This is a genomic window from Hoylesella timonensis 4401737 = DSM 22865 = JCM 15640, from assembly GCF_000455445.1.
Taxonomy (GTDB): domain Bacteria; phylum Bacteroidota; class Bacteroidia; order Bacteroidales; family Bacteroidaceae; genus Prevotella; species Prevotella timonensis.
Map to the genome: position 1 here is coordinate 125,334 of NZ_HG417096.1, position 25,118 is coordinate 150,451.

The following is a 25,118-nucleotide window of genomic DNA, read 5'->3' on the forward strand; positions in this document are numbered from 1 at the left end:
TAATGAGTAATTTATGCAAATTGATAGAAATACAGGATTAGTACTCGAAGGTGGAGGGATGCGTGGAGTGTTTACCTGTGGTGTCTTGGATGCCTTTATGAAGCATGATTTGTATTTTCAGTATGTTGTTGCTGTGTCGGCGGGAGCTTGTAATGGTATGTCTTATATCAGTAAACAACCACGTCGCGCGCGCTTCTCTAATATCGATTTGTTGTCCAAATATGATTACATAGGATTGCGCCATTTGGTGACTCAGGGGTGTATTTTTGATCAAAAACTCTTGTACGATAAATTTCCAAATGAGTATGTCCCATTCGATTTTGATACTTATTTCTCTTCTCCTTCTACCTTCGAAATGGTCACAACAAATTGCTTAACGGGTTTACCAGCTTACTTGACAGAACTACAAAATAAGCAACGAGCATTGGATATTGTGCGCGCTTCGAGTAGTTTACCCTTTGTAAGTAAGATTGTAGAGATAGACCAAATCCCCATGCTTGATGGTGGAATCACAGATTCTATCCCTGTGATTCGCTCCATGGAGACAGGTCATCATAAAAACGTTGTCATTCTAACGCGTCACAAAGGCTATCGCAGTAGTGAGCGAGATAGAAAGATTCCCCATTTCATTTACAAGAAATACCCGCGTCTTCGCGTGGCTCTTAGTCGTAGAGTAGCGGCATATAACGAACAGTTGGAGTTAGTCGATCAGTTGGAAGCAGCTGGACAAATTGTCTGCATACGTCCACAAGACCCAGTGGAGGTAGGACGTATGGAAAAAGATACAGCCAAACTGGAGCGGTTATATCAAGAGGGATATATGTTAGGAGACGACTTCTGTCAATCTCAGATTAGTTAAAAATGAAGCGACACGTCGCCCATGCCTCGCCAAAGGTTCTACTGTAAACGTCATGAGTCATTCTTTGTAATGACAACCTCATCTCATGGAAGAAAGCTGCGCACTTGTCTATTTCTCTTTTTCGCTTAGATAAAACAGTGCAGCCCCAATCGCTGTACAGAATTCACTGTATTTGGGATTGATAAAGTTCACGCCATACATTTTCTCTAACCCACTGAACACCATCTTACATTGAGGGAGTAAAGTAAGGTTACCAATGAGTACATAATCTTTGATACCCGACCCCAAAGATGCTAAAATCGTGCTGCTGCCAATGGTCTGTAACACCATGGTGATGATGCCCAATGCAATGTCCTCACGCGAAGCGTTGCTCTTGGCATTTCCAAAGAGGGAAGCAGTAGCCGTTTTGGGTAGATTGGGGAGCGGTTCAGGACTGATATCACCGATACGAACATCGATATTTGAGGCGTCGCCTCGCATGGCGAGCGAGGAAACTTGTCGGATATCATCCGTTTTCAACATAATGCGTGACAGGCCGATGAGCGTTCCACCCCCAATACCCACTCCGCCTATGTGTCTAATGTCATTGCCCTTACATTGTATAAGACTGGTTCCTGTACCCATGCTCACAACAATCATGTCCTCCAAGTCGGTCTCAAATCGGGCTCCCAAACCGTTGCAGATAAACTCTTCTGCCTTGGCTGTCGGCAAACCGTAAACGGAGCTGTCGACATAGGCAGCACCCACACCTGTCAACATCACCTGCTCAACATCGTTCAGTTGTATATTGTTGTCATGTAAATACTTACCAAATGCGCCATAAAGCGACGTCACGGGGTCGGTAGCCTTGATGCGAATAGGAGCTACTACTGTTCCGTCGTCATTGATACCTACAATCTTGGTGGTGCTAATCCCCACGTCAATGCCTATAACTATTGCCATTTTCTTCTATTATTGGTACTAATTTATTGCAAAGATTGCGCAAGCCGAACACAAAGAAAGTTTACTTTCTATGTTGAGGCGAAGCCAACCTTCTGCAAAGATTGCGCAAGCCGAAGACAGAGAAAGTTTACTTTCTATGTTGAGGCGAAGCGAATCTTCTGCAAATATACAACATTATCAATAATTATTTGTAATTTTGAATCATAATAAAATGAATCACATGAAAACAGAAGTTACGCATGTAGTGGCTGCTGTCGTCCAACGTGGCAAGCGCTATCTATGTATGCAAAGAGGTCGTTCACAATATTCTTATCTTTCCGAACACTGGGAATTCCCTGGTGGAAAGGTCGAAGAGGGCGAATCAGATCACGAGGCATTGGTTAGAGAAATCAAGGAAGAAATGGATTGGGATGTATTTGTAGGACGAAAAATTGGAGAGGTGACGCATGCTTATCCTGATTTCAAAGTCTCTATTACAGCCTATCTCTGCAAAGGAGGCGATGAGGACTACAAATTATTGGAGCATCTGGATGACAAATGGCTACCCCTCGACCAACTGGAATCACTCAACTGGACCGAGGCAGACCGTGTGCTGATTGAGCGATTTCTGTCAGAAAAGGAATAGATGATACCTCAACACTCCTGCACAATCCTTTGGGGTAGGGCGCTTTAGTCTCTTTTGTTGCAACACTCTTTTTGGGGTATTGCAAATTCTGTAATCGCCCTTGTTTAGGTTGTTCTGTAAGCAATAATTCTGCAAATGAAGTTTGTTGCTTTGCTGATGCTTGGAGATAGAGGTGATATTTGTAAGCCTTAATGGCATTCACCCATGTCTTTTCAATAATCAACTCAATGAGTTAATCAGTAGTGGCATTCTTGTTTTTGTCCTATCATTTTACCAAAAAAAGGTCATTGAAAATCTTCAAAATAGAAAAAATCAATAGGCAAACGACATGCAAAAATGGGCTGATTTTATCAAAATTGATGTCTTTTCAAACTGAAACATTGATTTAACGGTCTTAGAAACACTCATTAGGGGTGTTATTCACATGCTTCAGCACCCTTAAAGTATGCAAATAGTCGCCCTATCTCAATGCTTCAATCGCCCAAAGATGGTAAAATTGCGAATGAAAAGAGAAGGCTGAAGCGTAATAATCTAAGTAACAATGAATTACGAAAGTTGCTCAAAACTTGCATATTTGCGACCAACTTTGCTGTTGGTTGTTTTTACGCGAGTTATGAGAGCCACTTTGTAAAGAAAATTCAGCATTTATTATCCTTCTAAAGAGGGTGTCACTAATTTTAGAGATGCAGTTTGCAGGTCATTCTTCTTAGTAAAAATATCAGTCTTCAAATGAAAGAACTGTGGGTTTATGTTCTGTGTAAAGTATATATTGTTTTACACGTTTGTGGAGCGTAACGACCTTGTACTGTGGTTTTGGGGGTCTTTCTGTCAGTATTCCTGTTATAAGAAATCAACAGTGGGGGCGGATAAAAAAAAGACAACCTTCTATCAAAGTTATCTTTTTTTGCGAAGTGAAGAGAGAGTTTATCTCCTCTTTTTAAATTTTCTATATAGTTTCCAGCCTAGCACTATACCGTCAAAAACTCCAGCTCCTGTGCTCAACAATCCTGAAAATCGCTTGGATGGCAAATTGGTGGTCAATGAGGATGGTGACGTACCAAAAAGCTGATCCCATAAAGCTTTCATCTGTGAATCATCGTTTCTGATGTTATCTAATAGTGCTTGCTTGCGCTCTCGAATCTCTGACAAAGACGTATATTTCGTCTGAGGTGTATCATAATTATTCTTTGTCATCACTAATTCTCCATCAATAAACTTGCCAAGAACTTGACAATTGGCCGCTGAATCCATTGTTTGCGGAACAAGAAAAACAGCACAAAAGTGAATAAATAACAGCCCGCAATGATGAGGAAGGCAAAAGGAAGCCCTACATGGGGTTCGAGTGCATAAGCAGCGGCAAACGAAACATATATGAGCGCTAATACCAATACAATGGTTAATGAGAGTGCCAGTGTGAGAACGGTAATAAGACGAACCACCTTTTCAATTACATCGAGCTTGACATACTCTGTCTGAAGCCCGATGTAATGTTTGCAAACATCAACCAGTTGGCTAATGGTTTCTACGTTTCTGTCGTTTGAAAACATATAATAATGTTTAATCTACGATATCAGCAGCAGCGTCTTTGATGTCATCTACCAAATCATCTACGTCTTTCTTAGACAATTTGAGATCGTGCTTTTTGCAAAAATCGTCAATCGTGTCACTGATTTTATTACGAGTATCTTGTCCCTTTTGAGGTGCAACCAACAAGCCTACTAATCCTCCTACAAGGACGCCTCCTAAGAATGCGCCAATACAACTAACTGTTCTCATGTTTCTAAATTTTAATGTGAATATTGTTTATTAACTTTTTTAGCATTGGATACTCTTCCAAATGTCATAACGCAAATATACGATTTTTTTTACAAACGAGCAACGGTGTAACGATATTTTTTGTGTTAAAAAGTTTGTATTCTATTGATTTAACAAACTTTAGTGGGTACATTTCTTTCTTTTTGACAGATATTTTGTAATTTCGCCCTTGATAGATAAACGTAAAGTATCAATAGAGTTTAATTTATAATATCGACAACAAGATGATGAAGAAAAGAATTGTTTTATGCGCAGGATTATGTGCAGCACTTGCACTGACTGGATGTAAGTCGAGCGAGAGTGCTTATAAGAAGATGTATGAGAAGGCGAAAGCTCAAGAACAGGCAAAGACTGAGACTGAGGCAGAGGTGCCTACGGTAACACCTCTGACGCCAGCTCCCGTAACAGAAACAACTGTTCAAGACAATGTAGATAACGCAACGTTCCGCACAGAAGACGTTACGGTGGTTAGCGGTAATGGCTTGAGTGCCTTTAGTGTAGTAGTTGGCTCGTTTGGTTTGAAGGCTAACGCCGAAAATTTGCAGCGCACATTGAATGCAGCTGGTTATGCAGCTCAGATTGCTTACAACGCAGGACGCAACATGTATCGTGTAGTCGCTTCTACACATGCTGACAAAGCCTCTGCAGTACGCTCTCGTAATCAGTTCCGTCAGCAGTATCCTGACGCTTGGTTGCTGTATAAGAAATAATCAACCATGAGGCGACAGTCTGCCATCTCCTCGTTTCAGAAGAGGTGGCATAGGAATGTCTCTCTTGGTATCTTTCACCATGCGTATCCTTTCGATAGATTACGGAAAGAAACGTACGGGCATAGCAGTTACCGATTCATTGCAAATTATTGCAAATGGGTTGGCAACTGTTGCTACATCTGCACTTTTCGACTTTCTCAAGACTTATGTAGCGCAAGAGGAGGTGGAGCGGATTGTGATGGGCAAACCGATGCAGACGAATGGAAAACCGAGCGAAAACTTTGCCAGGGTTCAGCAGTTTGTCAACCGATGGCGTAAGGCGATGCCGCAAATTCCTATCGAATTTTACGACGAACGCTTTACATCGGTGTTGGCACATCAAGCAATTTTGCAAAGTGGTATTGGAAAGAAAGCCCGTCAAAACAAAGCTTTGGTAGACGAAATTTCGGCTACTATTATTTTGCAGAGCTATATGGAATCGAGACGTAAATAACGAATGTCCGTCTTAGGTTCTTATTTAATAAAGAAATAATGATATTACCTATATATATATATGGACAGCCCGTGTTGCGTAAAGTAGCACAAGATATTACCCCAGCGTATGAGAATCTGCAGCAACTCATCGCAGATATGTTTGAAACGATGGACGCTTCGGATGGCGTAGGCTTAGCTGCCCCACAGATAGGCAAGTCGATTCGGGTCGTTGTGATCGACTTAAATGTGCTGTCTGACGATTTTCCCGAGTACAAAGACTTTAGGCGTGCCTACATCAACCCACATATTATCGAGATTGATGAAGACTCTCCTGTAGCGTCCATGGAAGAAGGGTGTCTATCTATCCCAGGCATCCATGAGTCGGTAACACGCCATACACGCATTCGTGTGCAATACATGGATTCAGATTTTCAGTCGCATGATGAATGGGTGGAGGGTTATTTAGCCCGTGTAATGCAGCACGAGTTCGACCATTTGGAAGGTAAAATGTTTGTGGATAGAGTGAGTCCGTTTCGCAAACAGCTTATCAAGAATAAATTAAAAGCGATGACACAGGGCAAGTACGAATGTCATTATCGTACCAAGCCTGTACGCAAATAGAATGTATGTATCGCATCAAGGTCCTCATCTTCTTGGCTTGTCTATCACTTGCAGCAAAAGCACAATACAATGTTGACAAGCTGTTAAGGAATGGTCAGGTGGCCCTTCATTATGAAGACTATGTGCTTTCGATACAATATTTCAATCAGATTATTTCGCTCAAGCCTTATCTTTATGAGCCATGGCAGTACAGAGCGGTGGCGAAATACTATTTAGATGATTTTACAGGTGCCGAGTCCGACATCTCTAAAGCTATCGAATTGAATCCTTATATCCACCAGTTTTTTGATTTAAGAGCCATTACTCGCATCAAGCAAGAACGCTTTGAGGATGCCGTTAACGATTATAACCACGCCATAAGGTTACAACCTCAACAGCAAAATTATTGGTTGAATCGAGCCATTTGTTTGATGAACGATAAGCAGTATGCCAAGGCACAGTTGCAAACGGATACGATTATTCATAAATGGTCACAGAATGCCAATGCCTATACCTTAAAGGCAGAAATCTATTTGCATGAAAAGGACACTACTTCGGCTGCTAAGTGGTTAGATAAGAGCTTAAAGGTAGATCCATACGATGGTAGCACTTGGACCATGCGAGCCTACATCAGTCTGGCACGTCAGCAGTGGAAAGAGGCAGATAAGGAATTATCACAAGCCATTCATTTCAAGCCGAATCAGGCAAATAACTATGTCAATAGAGCCTTGGCGCGCTTGAATTACAACAATTTGCGAGGAGCCATGAGCGATTATGACATGGCACTGGACTTGAATCCACAAGACTTTTTAGCTCATTATAATAGAGGTCTGCTGCGTATGCAGTTGGGCGACGATAATCGTGCCATTGAAGATTTTGATTTTGTCATCAAACTGGAACCCAAAAATGTCATGGCAATCTTCAACAGGGCGTTATTGTTGGATCGGACAGGAAATCTTCGAGCCGCCATACGAGACTATTCTGCGGTGATAGAGCAATTTCCTAATTTCTGGACAGGTTTATCTTATCGAGCACATTGCTATCGACGATTAGGAATGACAGCCAAGGCGGAGCTTGACGAATTTCGTATTTTCAAGGCGCAGATGAATAAGCACGTGGGTGTACAAAAGCGTTGGAGTCGTAACAAACTCAAAGAGATGCGCAAGCGAAGCGAGATAGATCCCGAGAAATACAACCAAATTGTCGTTGCCGATGAGAATACTGTTGAGCATGAGTATGATAGTGAATATCGCGGACAGATACAACATCGAAAAGTAGAAGTAGAACTGATGCCGATGTACGAGGTGTCATACCTGCCTTATCAGAATGGCATAAGTTCGTATCAGGCTTTTTATAAAGAACTTGAGGATTTCAATTTACAGCATCATCCTCAACACAAACTCATGTTGACTTGTCGCCCGAAACAACTCACGGCAGAGCAATCGAAGATGTATTTTGCGAACATCGACCAGTTGTCTGCCCAGATACAAGATGCTAAAAACATAAAATCTGTGAAGAGCTTATTGTTTCAGCGTGCTGTAGCCTACACGGTAACGCAAAATTACGATGCTGCTATCCAAGATTTGACAGTCTGTATCAATGAGGACAGTACCTCTGCCGTTACTTTTTGGCAACGTGCGGTGTGCCAGTTTATGATGAATGACTTTAATGCCTCTAAAGGAGTAGATACCCAGTTGAAAGCAGCCAAGACTTTAGATGATTTGAATCACGCCATTGAACTGGAACCTAAAAACGCCTATCTTTATTATAATCGGGCTAATTTGTATGCCACTCGGAATGATGACCAATTGGCAATCAAAGATTATACCAAGGCTATTGCCCTTGACAATAGGTTGGCAGAGGCTTATTATAACTTGGGAATCGTACACATGAAGAAAGGTGATCGAGCGGCAGGAATGGCGAATTTAAGTAAAGCTGGCGAACTTGGAATCTATGATGCGTATAGCTTGATGAAGAAAAATCGAACGTCCAAATAACTTGAAAATTATATGGAATTTAGAAAAATATGAGCTCAACTCGAAAGAAAATATTACTTTTGTAGTTGATTCAGATAAAAAACTAATTTGTTATGGTTAAAATCACATTTCCTGACGGTTCTGTTCGAGAATACGAACAGGGTGTCACGGGGTTACAAATCGCCGAGAGCATCTCACCGGCTCTCGCTCGCAACGTTGTATCTTGCGGTGTAAATGGTGAGACAGTAGAGCTTAATCGCCCAATTAACAATGATGCTACTATTGCCTTGTACAAATTCGAGGACGAGGAAGGTAAGCATACTTTCTGGCATACTTCGGCTCACTTGTTGGCAGAGGCGTTACAAGAACTTTACCCAGGTATACAGTTTGGGTTTGGTCCTGCTATTGAAAACGGATTCTTCTATGATGTGATGCCCAAGGAAGGAACGACGATAAGCGAAACAGACTTTCCTAAAATTGAAGCAAAAATGATGGAACTGGCTAAGAAAAATGAGCCAGTGGTCAGACGAAACATATCGAAGACAGATGCTTTGAAGGAGTTTCAAGAAGATGGACAAGATTATAAATGCGAGCATATTGACCAAGATTTGGAAGACGGTACTATTTCCACTTACACCCAAGGTCATTTTACAGACCTGTGTCGTGGACCTCACTTGTTATCCACGGGACTTATCAAAGCTGTAAAAATTACCAGTGTAGCAGGAGCTTTTTGGCGAGGTGATGCCAAACGTGAACAGATGACACGTATTTATGGAATTACTTTCCCAAAGAAAAAAATGCTGGATGAGTATCTTACCATGTTGGAAGAAGCCAAGAAGCGTGACCATCGAAAGATTGGAAAAGAAATGGAACTCTTCATGTTCTCTGAACGTGTGGGAAAAGGATTACCTATCTGGTTGCCCAAAGGTACAGAGCTACGCTTGCGCCTGCAAGATATGCTTCGCAATATCCAGCGTAGATATGGCTACCAAGAGGTAATTACGCCCCATATAGGCAGCAAGAATCTCTATGTCACCAGTGGACACTATGCCCACTATGGCAAAGATTCTTTTCAGCCCATTCATACCCCCGAAGAGGATGAAGAATACATGCTCAAGCCGATGAACTGTCCTCACCACTGTGAGGTGTTTGCTTATAAGCCACGCTCTTACAAGGATTTGCCATTGCGCATTGCTGAGTTTGGTACTGTTTATCGATACGAAAAGAGCGGAGAGTTGCATGGATTAACACGTGTACGCTCGTTTACACAGGATGATGCACATATCTTTTGTCGTCCCGACCAAGTGAAAAATGAGTTTTTACGCGTCATGGATATTATCCAAGCTGTATTCAAAATCTTTAACTTCGATAACTTTGAGGCTCAAATTAGTTTGCGAGATCCTAAGGACAAAGAGAAGTATATCGGTTCTGACGAAGTTTGGGCTGAGAGCGAGCAAGCCATTATTGATGCCTGCAAGGAAAAGGGTTTGGACGCCAAAGTAGAATATGGTGAGGCTGCCTTTTATGGACCTAAGCTCGATTTCATGGTGAAAGATGCCATTGGGCGTCGTTGGCAGTTGGGTACTATTCAGGTTGATTATAATCTTCCACAGCGTTTCAAACTTGAATATACAGACGAAGATAACAGTAAACGTACGCCAGTGATGGTGCATCGTGCTCCGTTTGGCTCTCTGGAACGCTTTACGGCTGTCTTGATAGAACATACCGCAGGACACTTCCCATTGTGGCTCACGCCTGATCAGGTAGCTATTCTACCGATTTCTGAAAAGTATAATGCCTATGCACGACAGGTTGCGAAGCAGTTTGCAGCGCAACAAGTACGTGCAACCATTGATGACCGTAATGAGAAAATAGGTCGCAAGATTCGTGATAACGAACTCAAACGTGTTCCATATATGGTCATTGTCGGTGAGAAAGAGGCAGCAGATGGGCTTGTATCCATGCGTGAACGTGGAGGAGGCGAACAGGCTACTCTCCGTGTAGATGAATTTATTGCACGTATTAATAACGAAGTTGCCCAAATGTTGAAAGCAACAGATATTCATCCAGATGATGAGTAATGACAGCGGATTAGAATGCTGAAACTTAAAGGGTGGCTCTGAAACGAACAAAACTCGTGTTCAGAGCCAGCCTTAAACATATTGTCAAGTTGGTTTCATCGTATGATTGATGGGACAACAAGTTGACAGTTTGACGATTTTTTTGCGAGAGTGATGCTTTTCGAGGCATCACTTTCTTGCTTTCTGTGCTATTTGTACAGATAGTAACTACTGTCAGAGGAAAGAGAAAATCGTTTGAGCAACTCTTGTATATATGTCGCATTGGCACGCACTTGCTCTTCGCTGCCGTCATAGCCATTGATAAGAACGATGAGATGTGTAGTGCTGAGTGTGATTTTTGTTCGTTCATGGTCTGAGGTCGGTGTGCCCACACCTCCTAAGGCATCACGGTACACAGGAAGTCCTGCAATGTTTATCACTCCTCGTCCAATGCCCTCGTACGGCTCTCCTTCTCTCCCAATTCCTAATGTCAGCGTATCTCCCTTGAACTGGTCGGCGTCAAATCCACCAATGCTGTACCCGTATGCAATGCTCGCCAAGTTGATTAAGTCTACGAGACTGTTAATTTGATATAGCGGTTTATCCTGTAATATACGCCTAATAAGAGCTTCGGCTGCTGGTCGATAACGTGAGGGGTCTTTGCCACATAGCCGATATACTTTCCTCGTAGCTTGTATGCCGCTCATTTCTTTGAGTGATTCTGTATTCAGTGTGTCTTTGTATAGCTGGGCTTTATGATGAATTTCTTGCCATAAGTCTTCGCTATACGCTGAATTTTTCACCGTAGCTTCAACGCAAGCACCTACAAAATCAGGGCACACTTGTTCTATTTCCTTTGAAACGATTATCTCCATGTTGGCAAAGGTACAAAATAATTTGCTATCTTTGCAAATGGAGAAGAGACGAGTTTGCATGGTTGCAACTCCGCCAGTACGGTTGATGCGCTTTACCATGTTTACTTATTGGTGTATGACTCGTCAGCAAAGAAACTTATAAAACACGAAACTTATATGGATATTCAGCAGCGCATGCGCAAATTGGTTGACAGGCTCAACCTCGCATCAGATAATTATTATGGTGGTAAGCCCGAACTAATGACCGACTATGAGTGGGATGCTCTGTTCGATGAGTTGAAGCAATTGGAAATGTCGAGTGGGGTAGTACTGCCTGATAGTCCTACCAATCGAGTCTCTGATGGCGAAATGAACGGTAAAAAAGAGGCACATGAGTTTCCTGCGCTCTCTCTTGCAAAGACAAAACAGCCTGCTGATTTGGTGAAATGGGCAGAAGGAAAGCCTGTTTGGTTGTCGTGGAAATTAGACGGTCTGACCTTGGTTGTTACTTATGATGGCGGAAAATTGTCCAAAGTGGTAACACGAGGAAATGGACATATTGGTACAAACATCACGCATTTAGCAAAGGCGATTGGCGGCATGCCTGCCACCATACCGTTCCAAGGTCATACAGTAATACGAGGTGAGGCTGTCATTTCGTATGCCGATTTTGAAATTTTTAATCTTGAATCTGACGATGCGTATGCCAATCCTCGCAATTTAGCTTCTGGTTCTCTTACGTTGAAGGATGTCAAGGAGGTGGAACGACGCCACATACAATGGATTCCGTTTACATTGGTCTTTGTAGAGCAAGAAATTAAAACATGGGGCGAGCAGATGGATTGGCTTGAACAACAAGGTTTTCATCCTGTGGAACGAGAGCGCATCAATGAACCTTCCCTGCCTGTGGTTGAACAGGTGATTGAACATTGGACTGAGAAAGTAACCCAAAAAACAAATCCTTTCCCCGTTGACGGATTGGTAGTGGTGTTCGACGACATTTCTTTTGCTGCTACAGGGTCGGTAACAGGGCATCACGCCACACGTGCTGGATTGGCTTTTAAGTGGCAAGACGAAGCTGCAACAACGACACTTCGCCATATAGAATGGTCGTGTGCTGCCTCCACCATTTCGCCAGTGGCAGTGTTTGCTCCCGTAGAGTTGGAGGGAACAACCGTGCAACGCGCCTCGCTCTGCAACATTAGCGAGTGTAAGCGGTTAGGGATAGGTGGTCCTGGTAGTACGCTGTCGGTCATCAAAGCCAATAAGATTATCCCAAAAGTGATACGTGTCATCCAGTCGGTTGGTACATTCGATATACCGAAGAGTTGTCCAGTGTGCCACCACGAAGCTGTGGTGAAGGAGAGTGCTGTGAGTGGTACGCTTACTTTACACTGCACCAACGAGGCATGTCCTGCAAAACAAATCAAAAAGTTTGACCGTCTTGTGTCCAAGGCGGGAATGAATATAGACGGCATCTCTGAGCAAACTTTGGACAAATTCATCAATCTTGGTTGGATAGAAACCTATGCGGATATTTATCGTTTGTCGGCACATGCCGCTGAATTGGCATTGTTAGAAGGCTTTGGTGAGAAGTCTATGCGTAACATGATGCAGTCCATAGAGAAGTCAAGGACAGTAGAAGCATGCCATTTCCTGTATGCGCTATCCATTCCTTTATGCGGTGTAGATGTTTGCAAACGACTGTTAGAGGCTTATCCTTTAGCAGAATTGATAAGTGTTGCCACCACAGCCACCTCTTTAGAGGCTTTTGCCCACATTCCTGGCATTGGTCCAGAAAAATCGGCTTCGCTTGTTACTTGGTTTCAAGACGATGCAAATCAACGAATTGTTAATGATTTATTGAGTGAAGTGCAAATCGAAGAACCGTCATTGCAGCCACAAGGTGCTCGTTGCCAAGGCATGACTTTTGTGATAACGGGCGATGTACATCATTATAAAAACCGTGCCGAACTGAAAAGTTACATCGAAAGTCAGGGCGGCAAGGTAACAGGTAGCGTGAGTAAGTCTACCACCTATCTTATCAATAATGATGTCAATTCCACTTCTGGTAAAAACAAAAAAGCCAAAGACTTAGGCATCTCTATCATGTCCGAAGATGAGTTTGTAGAGCGGTATGGATGAGATAGCTGTGCTGTTGTAATGGGCTAAAATGTCCACTTGGTAGCTAAGGTTGGAATCGCATAGAACTTATTGTTTTGTCCTTTGGCATTCCAAACAAAATTGTTGCTTAGCTCAACCTCTCCACCAATACTTAGGTTGATATCGTTCCAACCTTTTAAGGTGTTTAGGTTCAGCCACAATTGGGGTTCGGACAGGAAGATGAACTTACCATTGACATTTGGGTGGTACCATACATCGCAGAAGCCACTGAACGTGAGTAGCCCTTTTGCAAGATTCATACCCCATACTTCGGTGAGCTGAAAGCTGTTGATGGAAGCCTGTCCCAAATGATTGTTTTTGAAAAAGTATTTATACAGCAACTGAACAGAAAATGTTCTGGAGAAATTTCCGTTGTGCCAATTCCATGCACCACCAAGTAATGCGGCGTGTTGAAAGCGCGAAGCAAAATACGAGTTGTTCGTTCTGCTTGACGATAATCCGCCATTATATTCAGTATGGATGGCCCATTGCTTGTTGGTAGAGATGTTGAACTCGCGCGATATTTCCCAATATGCTCCCGTCATACCATCGGATTGTAAGTCGAGGTCGGTAAACATATAGGTGCTTCCCCATTTGTCGGGCTTGAACATTTCAATGGTAGCGGTTGCTGCAGGTCTGCTACTTAGGTCGTTGTAGAGCTGCTGCCCCCAATCATAGTGCAGCTGAATGTTTTGTGCTGTAGCCAATAAACTGAATCCTGCCAGTAGTAATGTTGTTAAACAGTTCTTTTTCATTGTTGTTATTTTATTTATAATTTTTAGTGAACGAGTTGGTAAAGGATGATTAACAGACTGAATGTCTTGATTTGAAACTTTACTTTTCCAACGGCAAAGATACAAAATCTTTCACATTATTTAAGAGATAGAGCATAGAAATATTAATCTTTTTTGTCTACTTTTGTATAACTATGAGAATAGACATTATTACCATTCTGCCCGAGATGCTTGGGGGCTTTGTGAACGAATCCATTTTAGCACGTGCACAAAAGAAAGGTCTTGCGGAGATTTGTTTGCATCAGTTGCGAGATTATACCACAGACAAGTGGCGTCGAGTAGACGATTATCCATATGGAGGTTTTGCTGGTATGGTGATGCAATGTGAGCCTATAGACCGTTGCATCTCGGCTTTGAAAGCGGAGAGAGACTACGATGAGGTGATTTTTACCTCTCCCGATGGCGAAAAATTTACACAATCGGTGGCTAACGACTTGTCTCTGAAAGGCAATATCATCATACTTTGCGGGCATTACAAGGGCATTGATCAGCGCATACGTGACCATCTCATTACGCGAGAGATAAGCATTGGCGACTATGTACTCACGGGTGGAGAACTGGCAGCAGCTGTAATGACCGATACCATTGTTCGCCTTATTCCTGGAGTGATAGGGGATGAGCAAAGTGCATTGAGCGATTCATTTCAAGACAACATGCTCTCCGCACCTATTTATACACGCCCTGCCGATTACAAGGGCTGGAAAGTTCCAGAAGTATTATTGAGCGGTAACGAGGCTGTTATCAAGAGTTGGGAAATGGAACAGGCTTTGGAACGAACCAAACGCTTGCGTCCCGACCTATTAGAAAACACCTAAACCTTTGTTATCCCAAAATCTATAACCTATGATGAATAAATTATTAGTACGACCACAACCTACCTTTCCTGAAGCTGTAAAAGAGGGATGCCAGCGCATTTTCGACTTTACAGGTCGAACACGCCGTTCGAGTTTTTGGTGGTTCATGTTGGCATATACCGTTTGTTATTTCTTCTTGACCAATGTTTGGAAAGCATTCTTTCCACTAATGCTCGCTGCTATTTTCGACTTGGGCATGATGTTTTTTGCACTCGCCGTTACCGTGCGACGCTTACAAGACCATGGATCCAGTAAATGGTGGGCGATTGTTAACTATTTGTCAATAACGATTTACACCTTATATATATATGGTAGCGGGATTGGTGAGGCATTGGTGAACGTAAATTCCAGCGCAACACATTTGGCGAACGTTTACCAAGACCCAGTTTTCATGACTACACTTTCCGTTGCATTCATAACGGCTCTTATCACATTTGTGCTTTGTTTGCTCGATAGTCAGCCCAAGACCAATAAATATGGTGCGTCACCCAAGTATGTTTTAGATTTATAATTACAAATATGTAATAGCTACTGCTAAATCAATGATATTAAAGTGATTGTCTCATTTACAGACTTAACACTCACTTGATTTGTTCTATAAGGTCCAAACTTATATAATATGGTTAGGCTTTTTTATACAATCCAGTTCATCATTTAATTTTCATTTTTCTACAATGATTCATGAGTTGCTCGCTTTCCCTTTTATATAGACTATTGTGCTAACTTGTAATTTGTTTAGAGTATTGATATTTGGAGAGGTGAAGAGTGGATAGTTTTATTTATTTTTATATTTTTGCAAATAGTAAAATATATGCTGTATGAAACAAAAAATATTTTTATTTCTATTATCTCTTATATCCTTAGAAGGTTTTGCGCAGCTTACGCTGGAGCGTTGTCATGAGTTGGCACGCGGGCAATATCCATTGATTAAGCAGTACGACTTGATTAATCAGAGCAAGCAATATACACTTGCTAATGCACTGTTGGCTTATGTTCCAGAAGTAAAATTCAGTTTTGGTGCCAATGGTTTTACCGATCCTATCAGCTCATCGCCCAAGATTGATGCTATGGGGATGGGAGATATGAAGAATTACCTGCTGAATGGTAGTATTCAAATCAACCAATTGATTTATGACGGTGGCGCTATTTCAGCACAAGGAAAACTCATAAAGGCTCAAGCAGAGGCAGATAAGAAACAATTGGATGTGCGCTTGTACGAAATTAACCAGCGTGTCGATCAACTGTATTTTGGCATTTTGATGATAGATGAACAAAGCAAACTGTTGAAGTTGTTGCAAAACGATTTGACTTTAAGTTTGAATACGGTTCAGTCCTTGATGAATGGAGGACTTGCTAATCAATCGGATGTGGATGCTGTAAAAGTTGAACAGTTGCGGGCAGCTCAACAGGAAAGTAGCTTGCGCACATCTCGGAAATCCTATATCCAGATGCTTGGTTTGTTTATTGGTAAAGCTCTTGATGAGAAAACGACATTGGAAAAGCCCACTCCACTACCTCTTTCCAAGCCTCAAGGTGTGCAGCGTCCTGAACTATCTTATTATGCGGCACAGCAAAACTTGCTCGATACACAGCGAAAGTCGTTGACCGCTCGTCTTTTACCTCAATTAAGTGCTTTTGCGATGGGCATGTATCACAACAAAGTATTGGATATGATGAAACCGGCAATGTTGGCTGGAGGTATTACGCTCTCTTGGAAAATCTCTCCTTTCTATACGCGTAAGAATGATTTGAGAAGCATAGAGACCAAGAAGTCTATGATTGATCAAGAGCGTGAAACCTTCTTATTCAATATTCATCTACAAAATGAAAAAGAGCAAAGTGTTGTCGAAGATTTGCGTGAAAAACTCAAACAAGATGATGAAATCATCCGCTTGCGCGAAAATATTCATAGCGTATCCGTCACAAAGGTTCAAAACGGCATTCAAACCATCAATGAAATGTTGCGAGATGTGAATGCTGTCAATGAGGCACGTCAGCAAAAAAGCATCCATGAAATCCAACTCTTAGAGGCTATGTATCAGCTCAAAAACATCAATAATAATTAATATGAAAAAGATAGGCTTAACCCTCATCAGCATCGTGGCACTCTTGTCTGGATGTTCTTCGAACGAACATCCATACGATGCGACAGGAATATTTGAAGCAACTGAAATCATCGTTTCCGCTGAACAAAATGGCAAATTACTCTTTTTGAATGTTCAGGAAGGGACAATGGTGGAAGAAAATCAGCAAGTAGGATTGATAGATACAGTTCAGTTGGCATTGAAAGCTCGCCAGGTAGGGGCAACTACGGCATCAATAGCGAATCAGAAACCAAATGTCAACAAGCAGATTGCAGCGCTGCAGCAACAATTACAGACTGCGGAAAAAGAAGAAAAACGTTTCGAAGAGTTAGTGAACAGTGGTGCAGCAAATCGTAAACAACTCGATGATGCCACATCGGCTGTAAATGTGTTGAGGCGACAAATAGAGGCTCAAAGAACGGCATTGCACAGTGACAGACGTGCACTCAATTCCCAAATGAATGCCAACGATATCCAAAAGCGTCAGATTTTAGACCAGTTAGCGAAGTGTCATATTACGTCGCCCATTTCAGGAACCGTTTTGGAAAAGTATGCCGAGCAAGGCGAGTTCGCCACCATAGGAAAACCATTGTTTAAGGTGGCTGATATGAATAATGTCATTCTTCGGGCTTACGTGACCAATCAACAGTTGCAGCAAGTGAAGATAGGGCAGCAGGTTCAGGTCTTTAGCGATTACGGCAATGAGCAACGTGAGACCTACCAAGGCAAGGTAGTGTGGATCTCACCTCGTTCTGAATTTACTCCTAAAACCATATTGACCGATGATGAACGTGCCGATCAAGTGTATGCCGTCAAGGTAGCCGTAAAAAATGATGGCAGAATTAAGATTGGTATGTATGGAGGCATGAAGCTTTAGTTGTGATGAACGCTATTGAAGTAAACCACGTCAGCAAACAATATGGTCGTGTCCAGGCGCTTGATGATGTTTCTATCAGGGTCAATCAAGGCGAAATCTTTGGTTTGATAGGTCCAGATGGAGCTGGCAAGACCTCACTTTTTCGTATCATGGCAACGCTCTTGTTGCCCGATGCGGGTACTGTGAGTATTGACGGTTGCGATGTGGCGCAACAATATAAAACCATTCGGCAGCGTGTGGGTTATATGCCAGGGAAATTTTCGCTGTATCAAGATTTAACCGTAGAAGAGAACTTAAAGTTCTTTGCTGACTTATTTGGTACTACCGTCGAAGAGGGATATGAAAGTGTCAAGGCAATCTATTCACAGATAGAGCCTTTCAAACATCGAAAGGCAGGTGCATTGTCGGGCGGAATGAAGCAAAAGTTGGCACTTTCGTGCGCCTTAATTCATCAACCTCGAGTGCTCTTCCTCGACGAGCCCACAACAGGCGTCGACCCCGTATCGCGCAAAGAGTTGTGGGAGATGTTGAAAACGTTGAAACAAAGAAACATCACGATTGTAGCTGCTACGCCTTATTTGGACGAAATTAAGTGTTGCGAACGTGTTGCCTTCTTAGATGAAGGGAAGGTGAGAGCAGTAGATACTGCTGAAAACATCCTCACTCAATTTGCTGATGTGTTCAATCCAAAGGGATTACAACACCAACAATCGGCTGCTGATGCTGCAACCTCTGATATAGAAGAGGTGATAACCGTCAATCATTTGGTCAAGGCTTTTGGGGATTTCCGTGCCGTTGATGACATCTCTTTCAGTGTTCGTCGTGGAGAAATCTTTGGCTTTTTAGGAGCGAATGGAGCTGGTAAGACAACCGCCATGCACATGTTAACAGGACTCAACAAACCCACCAGTGGTACAGGAACAGTGGCAGGGTATGATATACGGAAGCAATCTGGAGAAATCAAAAAGCACATTGGTTATATGAGTCAACGATTCTCGTTGTATGAGGATATGACGGTGGCACAGAACATCAAGCTTTTTGGAGGAATTTATGGAATGCCACCACAGCTCATCGAACGTAAGTTGGATGAGTTGTTGCAACGGTTAAATTTTACAGCACATCGCAACTCATTGGTAGCATCCTTGCCACTGGGCTGGAAACAGAAGATTGCTTTTTCGGTAAGTATCTTCCACGAGCCCGAAGTGGTGTTTTTAGATGAGCCTACAGGTGGGGTAGATCCTGCAACACGGCGGCAGTTTTGGGAGTTGATATACGATGCTTCGGCAAGAGGAATCACCGTATTCGTCACCACTCATTATATGGATGAAGCAGAATACTGTGACCGAATATCCATCATGGTAGACGGAAAAATCCGTGCCATGGGTACCCCCAAAGAGTTAAAGCAGACGTATCAACTTGAGAGTATGGACGAAGTGTTTACCCTTTTAGCGCGTGAAGCTACCCGTGGGGAATAACGTAATGGGAAAGACATCATGAATCAATTTATATCATTTGTTATCAAAGAGACCAAACACATTGTGCGTGATCGCCGCATAATGCTCATCTTGTTTGGTGTGCCTGTTGTAATGATGCTTATTTTTGGTTTTGCCATTACTACCGATGTTCGTAATGTAAAGGTGACCGTGGTTACGGCTGTGATGAATCCACGTATTCAGCAGGTTGTTCAACGCATCGATGCTTCAGAATATTTTGTGGTCACACACACAGTGAGTAACACACAGGAAGCTAAACAACTCTTAGCCGATCATCAAGCAGACATGGCAATTGTGTTCTCAAATGATTTTGCCAATGAGCGATACAGTGAGCAAGCAAATGTTCAGTTTTTAGTAGATTATACCGATCCCAACATGGCTGAACAGCGCGTTTCTTATATTCAGCAGATAATCATGGACGAGTTGCGTAGTCAGCAAACAGTTCAGCAACAAGCGATAGCCAACACCAAGCTACTCTATAATCCGCAGATGAAGAGTGCCTACAACTTTGTACCAGGTATCATGGGAATGCTTTTGATGTTGATATGTGCTATGATGACCTCGGTGAGTATTGTACGTGAAAAGGAAAGAGGAACGATGGAAGTACTTTTGGTATCGCCAGTCAAGCCTTTGTATATTATGATAGCTAAGACGGTTCCATATTTTGTGCTTTCCATCTTTATTCTCATTAGTATTTTACTCATTTCAAAGTTTATCCTGGCTGTACCCATAGAGGGTAGCGTCATCACCATTTTGGCAGTTTCACTGTTGTATATTGTTTTGGCATTGGCATTGGGTATGCTTATTAGTGTTGTATCCCAAACACAGGTGGTAGCCCTATTGATATCGGGAATGCTGCTGATTATGCCGAGTACCATGCTCTCTGGAATGATTTATCCCATTGAGAGTATGCCCACCGTTATTCAATATATCTCAACAATTGTTCCCACCCGTTGGTATGTGTCGGCTATCAAAAAAGTGATGATTATGGGCGTTGGAGTGAACATGATTTACGAAGAACTCATTATCATGTTAGGAATGACTTTATTGTTTTTAGGCATTGCCTTGAAAAAGTTTAAAATCAGGTTGTCATGACACTGCGTTATCTTATACAGAAAGAGTTTATCCAAATTCGGAACAATCCATTTATTCCGAAGCTCATCTTATTCTTTCCTATTGCCATTATGCTTATCTTTCCATGGATAACCAATTTGGAAGTGAAGAATATCTACATCTCTGTGGTAGATAATGATCACAGCACCTTGTCTCAGTGTTTAGTACAACGCTTGCAAGCTTCACCTTATTTTAAGTTTACGGGTACAGCTCCAACATATCCTATTGCCTTACAGCAGATTGAACGTAATGATGCTGATATAGTATTAGTCATTCCTCCCAACTATGAACGAAATCAAGTGATTGGAAATCCGCAACCAGTTCTCATTGCAGCGAATGCCGTGAATGGGACAAAAGGCGGTATGGGTTCGTCTTATGTGGCTAATATCGTAAATCAAAATTTGCAGGACTTACAAATCAAGCCAATGAAGTCACCCTTTTCAACTTTGGCTTTGTTCAATCCACATAAGAACTACAAACTTTTTATGATACCCGCTCTGATGACACTGGTGCTCATTATGCTTTGTGGATTCCTATTGGCTTTGAATATTGTGAGTGAGAAAGAGAAGGGAACGATTGAACAAATGAATGTTACGCCTGTGAGCAAATTGCAATTCATCTTGTCCAAAATGATTCCTTATTGGTTCATCTCCATGTTTGTTCTTACAGAGTGTATTTTGTTAGCATGGATGGTTTATGGCATTTATCCAGTTGGGAATATCAGTTTGATTTATCTCTTGTCCATGATGATGGCGCTTATATTTAGCGGAATCGGTCTGATTATCTCTAATTACAGTGACGCAATGCAAGAGGCCATGTTCGTGATGTTCTTCATTATTATGTTTGTTATGTTGCTCAGTGGCTTGTTTACTCCAGTGTCGAGTATGCCCGATTGGGCACGCAGCATGACTATCATCAACCCGGTTACCTATTATATTGACGGGATGCGAACTGTCTTTATTAGGGGAGGCGACTTTGCAGGGATAGCAGAAAATACGTTTATCTTAATGATTTTTGCCGTTGTTATAGATGTGTGGGCGGTGATAAGCTATAAAAAGATTAATTAGCGACGGAAGAAGAGCAAATCGTTGATGTGTTGGAAGGACATAATTCCTTTCAACGAATACAGAAACACTGAAGAAAAATAAATGTGGAGTAGGGAGCGTCAGCGTGAACTCCTTGTTGACGCTCCCATATACTTACACTTTCAGTTTGTTGCTACCTGCAGCCTTAAAACTCATGTCTAACACTTTAACACTGTGTGTTAAGGCTCCAAAAGAAATAAAGTCAACGCCAGCTTTTGCGTATGGTATCATGGTGTCGAAGGTAATGCCGCCACTTGATTCGGTTTCACATCTGCCGTTTACCATGGCTACCGCTTTGCGTGTATCTTCGGGCGAGAAGTTATCAAACATGATGCGGTCGCATCCTTCTGTCAATGCTTCTTCCAGTTCTTGGAAGTCGCGCACCTCACATTCTATTTTCATTCCGTCTTTCCCGTGTTCTTTAATATACTGTTTGGCACGTGAAATGGCATTGTGTACACCACCGCAAAAGTCGATGTGGTTATCTTTCAGCAGAATCATGTCAAACAATCCTATGCGATGATTCATACCGCCTCCAATTCTTACCGCTTCTTTTTCTAGCATTCGCATGCCTGGAGTGGTTTTGCGAGTGTCGAGCACGCGTGTTTTAGTGCCTGCATCGATGAGTGCTTGTTGGTACTTGTGAGTCATGGTAGCAATTCCACTCATGCGTTGCAAGATATTGAGCATCAGTCGTTCTGTTTGTAACAAGCTCTGTTCTTTGCCCTTCACGCTCATCACTATGTCGCCCGGTTTCACAGGTGCACCGTCTTGAATATACACTTCAACATTGAGTGTAGGGTCGAATTTATGAAATATTTGTTTGGCTATTTCTACCCCTGCAAAGATACCTTCGTCTTTAATAAGTAGTTTACTTTCGCCCATAGCAGTGGCGGGGATACAACACAACGTGGTGTGGTCACCGTCGCCAATATCTTCGCTGAACGCCAGTTCTATAAGTTTGTCATTGAGTTGATTTACAGATAGCATATTATCGTTTTTATTTTTTTTGTTTTTATCCTTTACAAGCCTAATTGCTTTGATATCTCTAACATCCTGTGGATGGGTTTAATGGCTTTTTTCGCAATCTCAGGTTCAACCTCAACGGTCGGCCATTCGTATTTCAGACAGTTGTACAGTTTGCGCATTGTGATAAGCTTCATATAGCTACATTCGTTGCAAGCGCAGGTACTGTCGTCGGGTGGAGCTGGGATGAAGGTTTTTTGTGGTGCTGATTTCTGCATCTCTGTCAAGATGCCACTCTCGGTAGCCACGATAAATTCTTGTGCTTCATCGTGAATACTATAGTTGAGCAATGCCTTGGTACTGCCCACCTTGTCTGCCAATTTCACAACTGGTCCTTTGCATTCGGGGTGCACTAATATCTTTGCATTTGGATGTTGAGCCTTTAATTCGAGAATGCGCTCAACAGAAAACTTTTCGTGTACGTGACAAGCACCGTCCCAAACCAGCATGTCTCTACCCGTGAGTTTGTTGATATAGCTACCTAAATTGCGGTCGGGTCCAAATATCATGGGTGTATCTTTGGGGAACGACTCAACAATTTGTCGTGCGTTGCTGCTGGTAACTACCACATCGGTTAATGCCTTGGTGGCTGCTGTAGTGTTGACATAGCTCACCACGGTGTGGTTGGGATGTGCCTTCACAAACTTTTCGAACGCATCGGCAGGACAGCTTTCTGCCAGCGAGCACGATGCATTGAGGTCAGGAATCAAGACCTTTTTTTCGGGACATAGTATTTTGTTGGTTTCTCCCATAAAGTGTACACCGCACATCACGATGATATCCGCATCGGTTGTGGCAGCTTTCTGTGCCAACGCCAAACTGTCTCCAATAAAGTCGGCTATGTCTTGCACACTTGCTTCTGTATAATAGTGTGCCATGATGAGTGCGTTCTTTTCTTTGCACATCTTCCTTATTTCAGCCTTGATGTCTGTTCCTTCTGGAATGGGTTCATCAATATAGCCCAGTTCTTGCCATTTCTTGTCTACCATTTCTTTTGTATTCTTATGTTTCAGAGGTACGTTTGCTCAACGGAGTACTCTGTGTTTTGTATTTATTGATGCTTGTTTTTACGCTTGCTTATCGGTCGTATGCGTGTTTGGGATAATCTACTGTGTAATGCAACCCGCGGCTCTCTTTGCGCTCAATTGCCTGACGTGTAATGAGATATCCCACATTAATCATATTGCGCAATTCGCAGATGTCGCGTGTAGCCGTCACGCTTTTGAATAGTTTTTCCGTCTCTTCGTACAGTAAGTCAAGTCTATCCCATGCACGTTTCAATCGCAAATCGCTTCGTACGATACCCACATAATTGCTCATGATTTCGCCCACCTCTCTGACACTTTGTGTAATCAAGATGCGCTCTTCGTTGGTCATGGTGCCTTCATCGTTCCATTCGGGTACGTTGGTGTTAAAAGAATAGTGGTCGATAACGCTGACAGAATGCTCGGCTGCTGCCTTTGCATATACTGCTGCTTCGATGAGTGAGTTGCTTGCTAAGCGGTTGCCGCCATGCAATCCTGTACATGAACATTCACCAACAGCGTATAATCGGTGAATAGAGCTTTCTCCATGAAGGTCGACTTTGATGCCTCCACACATATAATGCGCACTGGGACAAACGGGAATATATTGTTTGGTGATGTCTATACCGATGCTCAAACACTTTTCGTAAATATGTGGGAAATGTTTTTTGGTTTCTTCGGCGTCCTTGTGTGTCACATCTAAGCACACGTGGTCTAAGCCATGAATCTTCATCTCACGGTCGATAGCGCGTGCCACGATGTCACGTGGAGCCAATGACAAGCGTTCGTCATACTTCTGCATAAACTCTTCACCATTAGGAAGTCGCAGAATGGCACCATATCCTCGCATGGCTTCAGTAATCAGGTATGCAGGGTGTGTTTCTGCAGGATTGAAAAGAACTGTAGGGTGGAATTGTACAAACTCCATGTCCTTCACCGTTCCTTTGGCTCTATATACCATGGCAATGCCGTCGCCTGTAGCAATAACGGGGTTAGAAGTCATGGCATACACCGCTCCTGTTCCGCCTGTAGCCATCAAAGTTACTTTGCTCAAGTAGGTGTCTATCTTGTTAGTATCGGGATTGAGGATATAAGCACCATAACATTCTATGTCTTGAGTTTTGCGTGTAACCGTTTGTCCCAAGTGATGTTGGGTGATAATTTCCACCGCATAATGGTTCTCTAACACTTTGATGTTTGGATGTTTCAGCACAGCAGCCATGAGTCCGCGTTGAATCTCAAAGCCTGTGTCGTCTTGGTGATGTAGGATGCGAAACTCGCAGTGTCCACCTTCACGATGTAAGTCATACTCGCCATTTTGCTTTTTATCGAAGTTTACGCCCCAGTTGACTAACGATTGTATGGCCTTTGGTGCATTTCGAACTACCTGTTCAACGGCAGCACGGTCGGAGATGTAGTCGCCTGCAATCATGGTGTCATTGATATGTTTTTCGAAATTGTCAACGGCTAAGTTGGTAACGGAGGCAATTCCTCCTTGTGCCTTAGCGGTGTTGGCCTCGTCAAGTGTCGTTTTACAAACGAGGGCTACTTTTCCTTTTCCGCTATTGGCAACGCTCAAGGCGTAGCTCATGCCCGCAATTCCGCCTCCAATAATCAGAAAATCATATTCTTGTACCATAAACTATCTGTTTTTAGACTTCATGTATTGATTGCAAAGATAATGAAAAG

Annotated in this window: 24 protein-coding genes; 15 read left to right on the forward strand and 9 right to left on the reverse strand. The window is 42.5% G+C overall.

Features of this window, described 5'->3' with window-relative positions; translation table 11 throughout:
• The first annotated feature begins 13 nt into the window (after positions 1–13).
• Positions 14–859 (forward strand): patatin-like phospholipase family protein, encoded by an 846-nt coding sequence (locus BN35_RS08115; protein ID WP_028900766.1) that lies wholly within the window; start codon positions 14–16, stop codon positions 857–859.
• Between the two features lie 108 nt (positions 860–967).
• On the opposite strand, the gene coaW is transcribed toward BN35_RS08115, so the two are convergent.
• Positions 968–1,801 (reverse strand): type II pantothenate kinase, encoded by an 834-nt coding sequence (gene coaW / locus BN35_RS08120; protein ID WP_025071655.1) that lies wholly within the window; start codon positions 1,799–1,801, stop codon positions 968–970.
• 220 nt (positions 1,802–2,021) lie between these two features.
• On the opposite strand from coaW, the gene BN35_RS08125 reads away from it, so the two are divergent.
• Entirely contained in the window at positions 2,022–2,426 is a 405-nt protein-coding gene (locus BN35_RS08125) for a (deoxy)nucleoside triphosphate pyrophosphohydrolase (RefSeq protein WP_025071656.1), read from the forward strand.
• Positions 2,427–3,350: 924 nt separating this feature from the next.
• On the opposite strand, the gene BN35_RS08130 is transcribed toward BN35_RS08125, so the two are convergent.
• The 3 genes from BN35_RS08130 to BN35_RS08140 are packed head-to-tail and all read right to left on the reverse strand — an operon-like array spanning position 3,351 to position 4,202.
• Positions 3,351–3,677, reverse strand: coding sequence for a hypothetical protein (locus tag BN35_RS08130; protein ID WP_234396639.1), 327 nt, complete (start codon positions 3,675–3,677; stop codon positions 3,351–3,353).
• Complete coding sequence (locus BN35_RS08135; protein WP_025071658.1) at positions 3,623–3,973, reverse strand: phage holin family protein; 351 nt, start codon at positions 3,971–3,973, stop codon at positions 3,623–3,625. The genes BN35_RS08130 and BN35_RS08135 overlap by 55 nt, the downstream gene beginning before the upstream one ends.
• A 10-nt stretch (positions 3,974–3,983) precedes the next feature.
• Positions 3,984–4,202, reverse strand: a complete 219-nt coding sequence (locus tag BN35_RS08140; RefSeq protein WP_008126094.1) for a YtxH domain-containing protein — start codon at positions 4,200–4,202, stop codon at positions 3,984–3,986.
• A 266-nt stretch (positions 4,203–4,468) separates the two neighbouring features.
• Between BN35_RS08140 and BN35_RS08145 the strand changes: the two genes are divergently transcribed.
• The 5 genes from BN35_RS08145 (at position 4,469) to thrS (ending at position 10,082) form a co-directional block, all read left to right on the forward strand.
• The gene (locus BN35_RS08145; protein WP_025071659.1) at positions 4,469–4,951 is read left to right on the forward strand and encodes an SPOR domain-containing protein; all 483 of its coding nucleotides are present in this window, start codon (positions 4,469–4,471) and stop codon (positions 4,949–4,951) included.
• Positions 4,952–5,030: 79 nt separating this feature from the next.
• Complete coding sequence (ruvX, locus tag BN35_RS08150) at positions 5,031–5,444, forward strand: Holliday junction resolvase RuvX (RefSeq protein WP_025071660.1); 414 nt, start codon at positions 5,031–5,033, stop codon at positions 5,442–5,444.
• Between the two features lie 38 nt (positions 5,445–5,482).
• Positions 5,483–6,046, forward strand: coding sequence for a peptide deformylase (def, locus tag BN35_RS08155; RefSeq protein WP_028900765.1), 564 nt, complete (start codon positions 5,483–5,485; stop codon positions 6,044–6,046).
• A gap of 5 nt (positions 6,047–6,051) precedes the next feature.
• Positions 6,052–8,022, forward strand: a complete 1,971-nt coding sequence (locus BN35_RS08160) for a tetratricopeptide repeat protein (protein ID WP_025071661.1) — start codon at positions 6,052–6,054, stop codon at positions 8,020–8,022.
• Positions 8,023–8,114: 92 nt separating this feature from the next.
• Entirely contained in the window at positions 8,115–10,082 is a 1,968-nt protein-coding gene (gene thrS / locus BN35_RS08165) for a threonine--tRNA ligase (RefSeq protein WP_028900764.1), read from the forward strand.
• Between the two features lie 188 nt (positions 10,083–10,270).
• Here the strand turns inward: thrS and BN35_RS08170 are convergent, their stop codons facing one another.
• Positions 10,271–10,936, reverse strand: a complete 666-nt coding sequence (locus tag BN35_RS08170) for a B3/B4 domain-containing protein (RefSeq protein ID WP_025071662.1) — start codon at positions 10,934–10,936, stop codon at positions 10,271–10,273.
• Between the two features lie 156 nt (positions 10,937–11,092).
• Here BN35_RS08170 and ligA point away from each other — a divergent pair, with 156 nt between their 5' ends.
• Positions 11,093–13,060: an NAD-dependent DNA ligase LigA gene (gene ligA / locus BN35_RS08175; RefSeq protein ID WP_025071663.1), complete on the forward strand. Its 1,968-nt coding sequence runs from the start codon at positions 11,093–11,095 to the stop codon at positions 13,058–13,060.
• 23 nt (positions 13,061–13,083) lie between these two features.
• Here the strand turns inward: ligA and BN35_RS08180 are convergent, their stop codons facing one another.
• Complete coding sequence (locus tag BN35_RS08180) at positions 13,084–13,833, reverse strand: nucleoside-specific channel-forming Tsx family protein (RefSeq protein ID WP_025071664.1); 750 nt, start codon at positions 13,831–13,833, stop codon at positions 13,084–13,086.
• Positions 13,834–14,006: 173 nt separating this feature from the next.
• Here BN35_RS08180 and trmD point away from each other — a divergent pair, with 173 nt between their 5' ends.
• From trmD to BN35_RS08215, 7 genes are all read left to right on the forward strand, one after another.
• Complete coding sequence (gene trmD / locus BN35_RS08185; protein WP_028900762.1) at positions 14,007–14,687, forward strand: tRNA (guanosine(37)-N1)-methyltransferase TrmD; 681 nt, start codon at positions 14,007–14,009, stop codon at positions 14,685–14,687.
• A 28-nt stretch (positions 14,688–14,715) separates the two neighbouring features.
• Positions 14,716–15,237 carry a DUF805 domain-containing protein gene (locus tag BN35_RS08190; protein ID WP_234396640.1) on the forward strand — a complete coding sequence of 174 codons (522 nt, stop codon included), beginning with the start codon at positions 14,716–14,718 and terminating at the stop codon, positions 15,235–15,237.
• Between the two features lie 307 nt (positions 15,238–15,544).
• The gene (locus tag BN35_RS08195) at positions 15,545–16,792 is read left to right on the forward strand and encodes a TolC family protein (RefSeq protein WP_025071666.1); all 1,248 of its coding nucleotides are present in this window, start codon (positions 15,545–15,547) and stop codon (positions 16,790–16,792) included.
• 1 nt (position 16,793) lies between these two features.
• Positions 16,794–17,687, forward strand: coding sequence for an HlyD family secretion protein (locus tag BN35_RS08200; protein WP_025071667.1), 894 nt, complete (start codon positions 16,794–16,796; stop codon positions 17,685–17,687).
• Positions 17,688–17,692: 5 nt separating this feature from the next.
• The gene (locus tag BN35_RS08205) at positions 17,693–19,162 is read left to right on the forward strand and encodes an ATP-binding cassette domain-containing protein (protein WP_025071668.1); all 1,470 of its coding nucleotides are present in this window, start codon (positions 17,693–17,695) and stop codon (positions 19,160–19,162) included.
• Between the two features lie 18 nt (positions 19,163–19,180).
• Positions 19,181–20,275 carry an ABC transporter permease gene (locus BN35_RS08210; RefSeq protein ID WP_025071669.1) on the forward strand — a complete coding sequence of 365 codons (1,095 nt, stop codon included), beginning with the start codon at positions 19,181–19,183 and terminating at the stop codon, positions 20,273–20,275.
• On the forward strand, positions 20,272–21,360 hold the full coding sequence (locus tag BN35_RS08215; protein WP_025071670.1) for an ABC transporter permease: 1,089 nt from the start codon (positions 20,272–20,274) through the stop codon (positions 21,358–21,360). The genes BN35_RS08210 and BN35_RS08215 overlap by 4 nt, the downstream gene beginning before the upstream one ends.
• Positions 21,361–21,492: 132 nt before the next feature.
• On the opposite strand, the gene nadC is transcribed toward BN35_RS08215, so the two are convergent.
• The 3 genes from nadC to nadB all read right to left on the reverse strand — a co-directional run bounded on the left by nadC (position 21,493) and on the right by nadB (position 25,068).
• Positions 21,493–22,368 (reverse strand): carboxylating nicotinate-nucleotide diphosphorylase, encoded by an 876-nt coding sequence (gene nadC, locus BN35_RS08220; RefSeq protein ID WP_025071671.1) that lies wholly within the window; start codon positions 22,366–22,368, stop codon positions 21,493–21,495.
• Positions 22,369–22,400: 32 nt separating this feature from the next.
• Positions 22,401–23,393 carry a quinolinate synthase NadA gene (gene nadA, locus BN35_RS08225; protein ID WP_025071672.1) on the reverse strand — a complete coding sequence of 331 codons (993 nt, stop codon included), beginning with the start codon at positions 23,391–23,393 and terminating at the stop codon, positions 22,401–22,403.
• An 88-nt stretch (positions 23,394–23,481) separates the two neighbouring features.
• Positions 23,482–25,068 (reverse strand): L-aspartate oxidase, encoded by a 1,587-nt coding sequence (nadB, locus tag BN35_RS08230; protein ID WP_028900761.1) that lies wholly within the window; start codon positions 25,066–25,068, stop codon positions 23,482–23,484.
• Positions 25,069–25,118 lie beyond the last annotated feature (50 nt).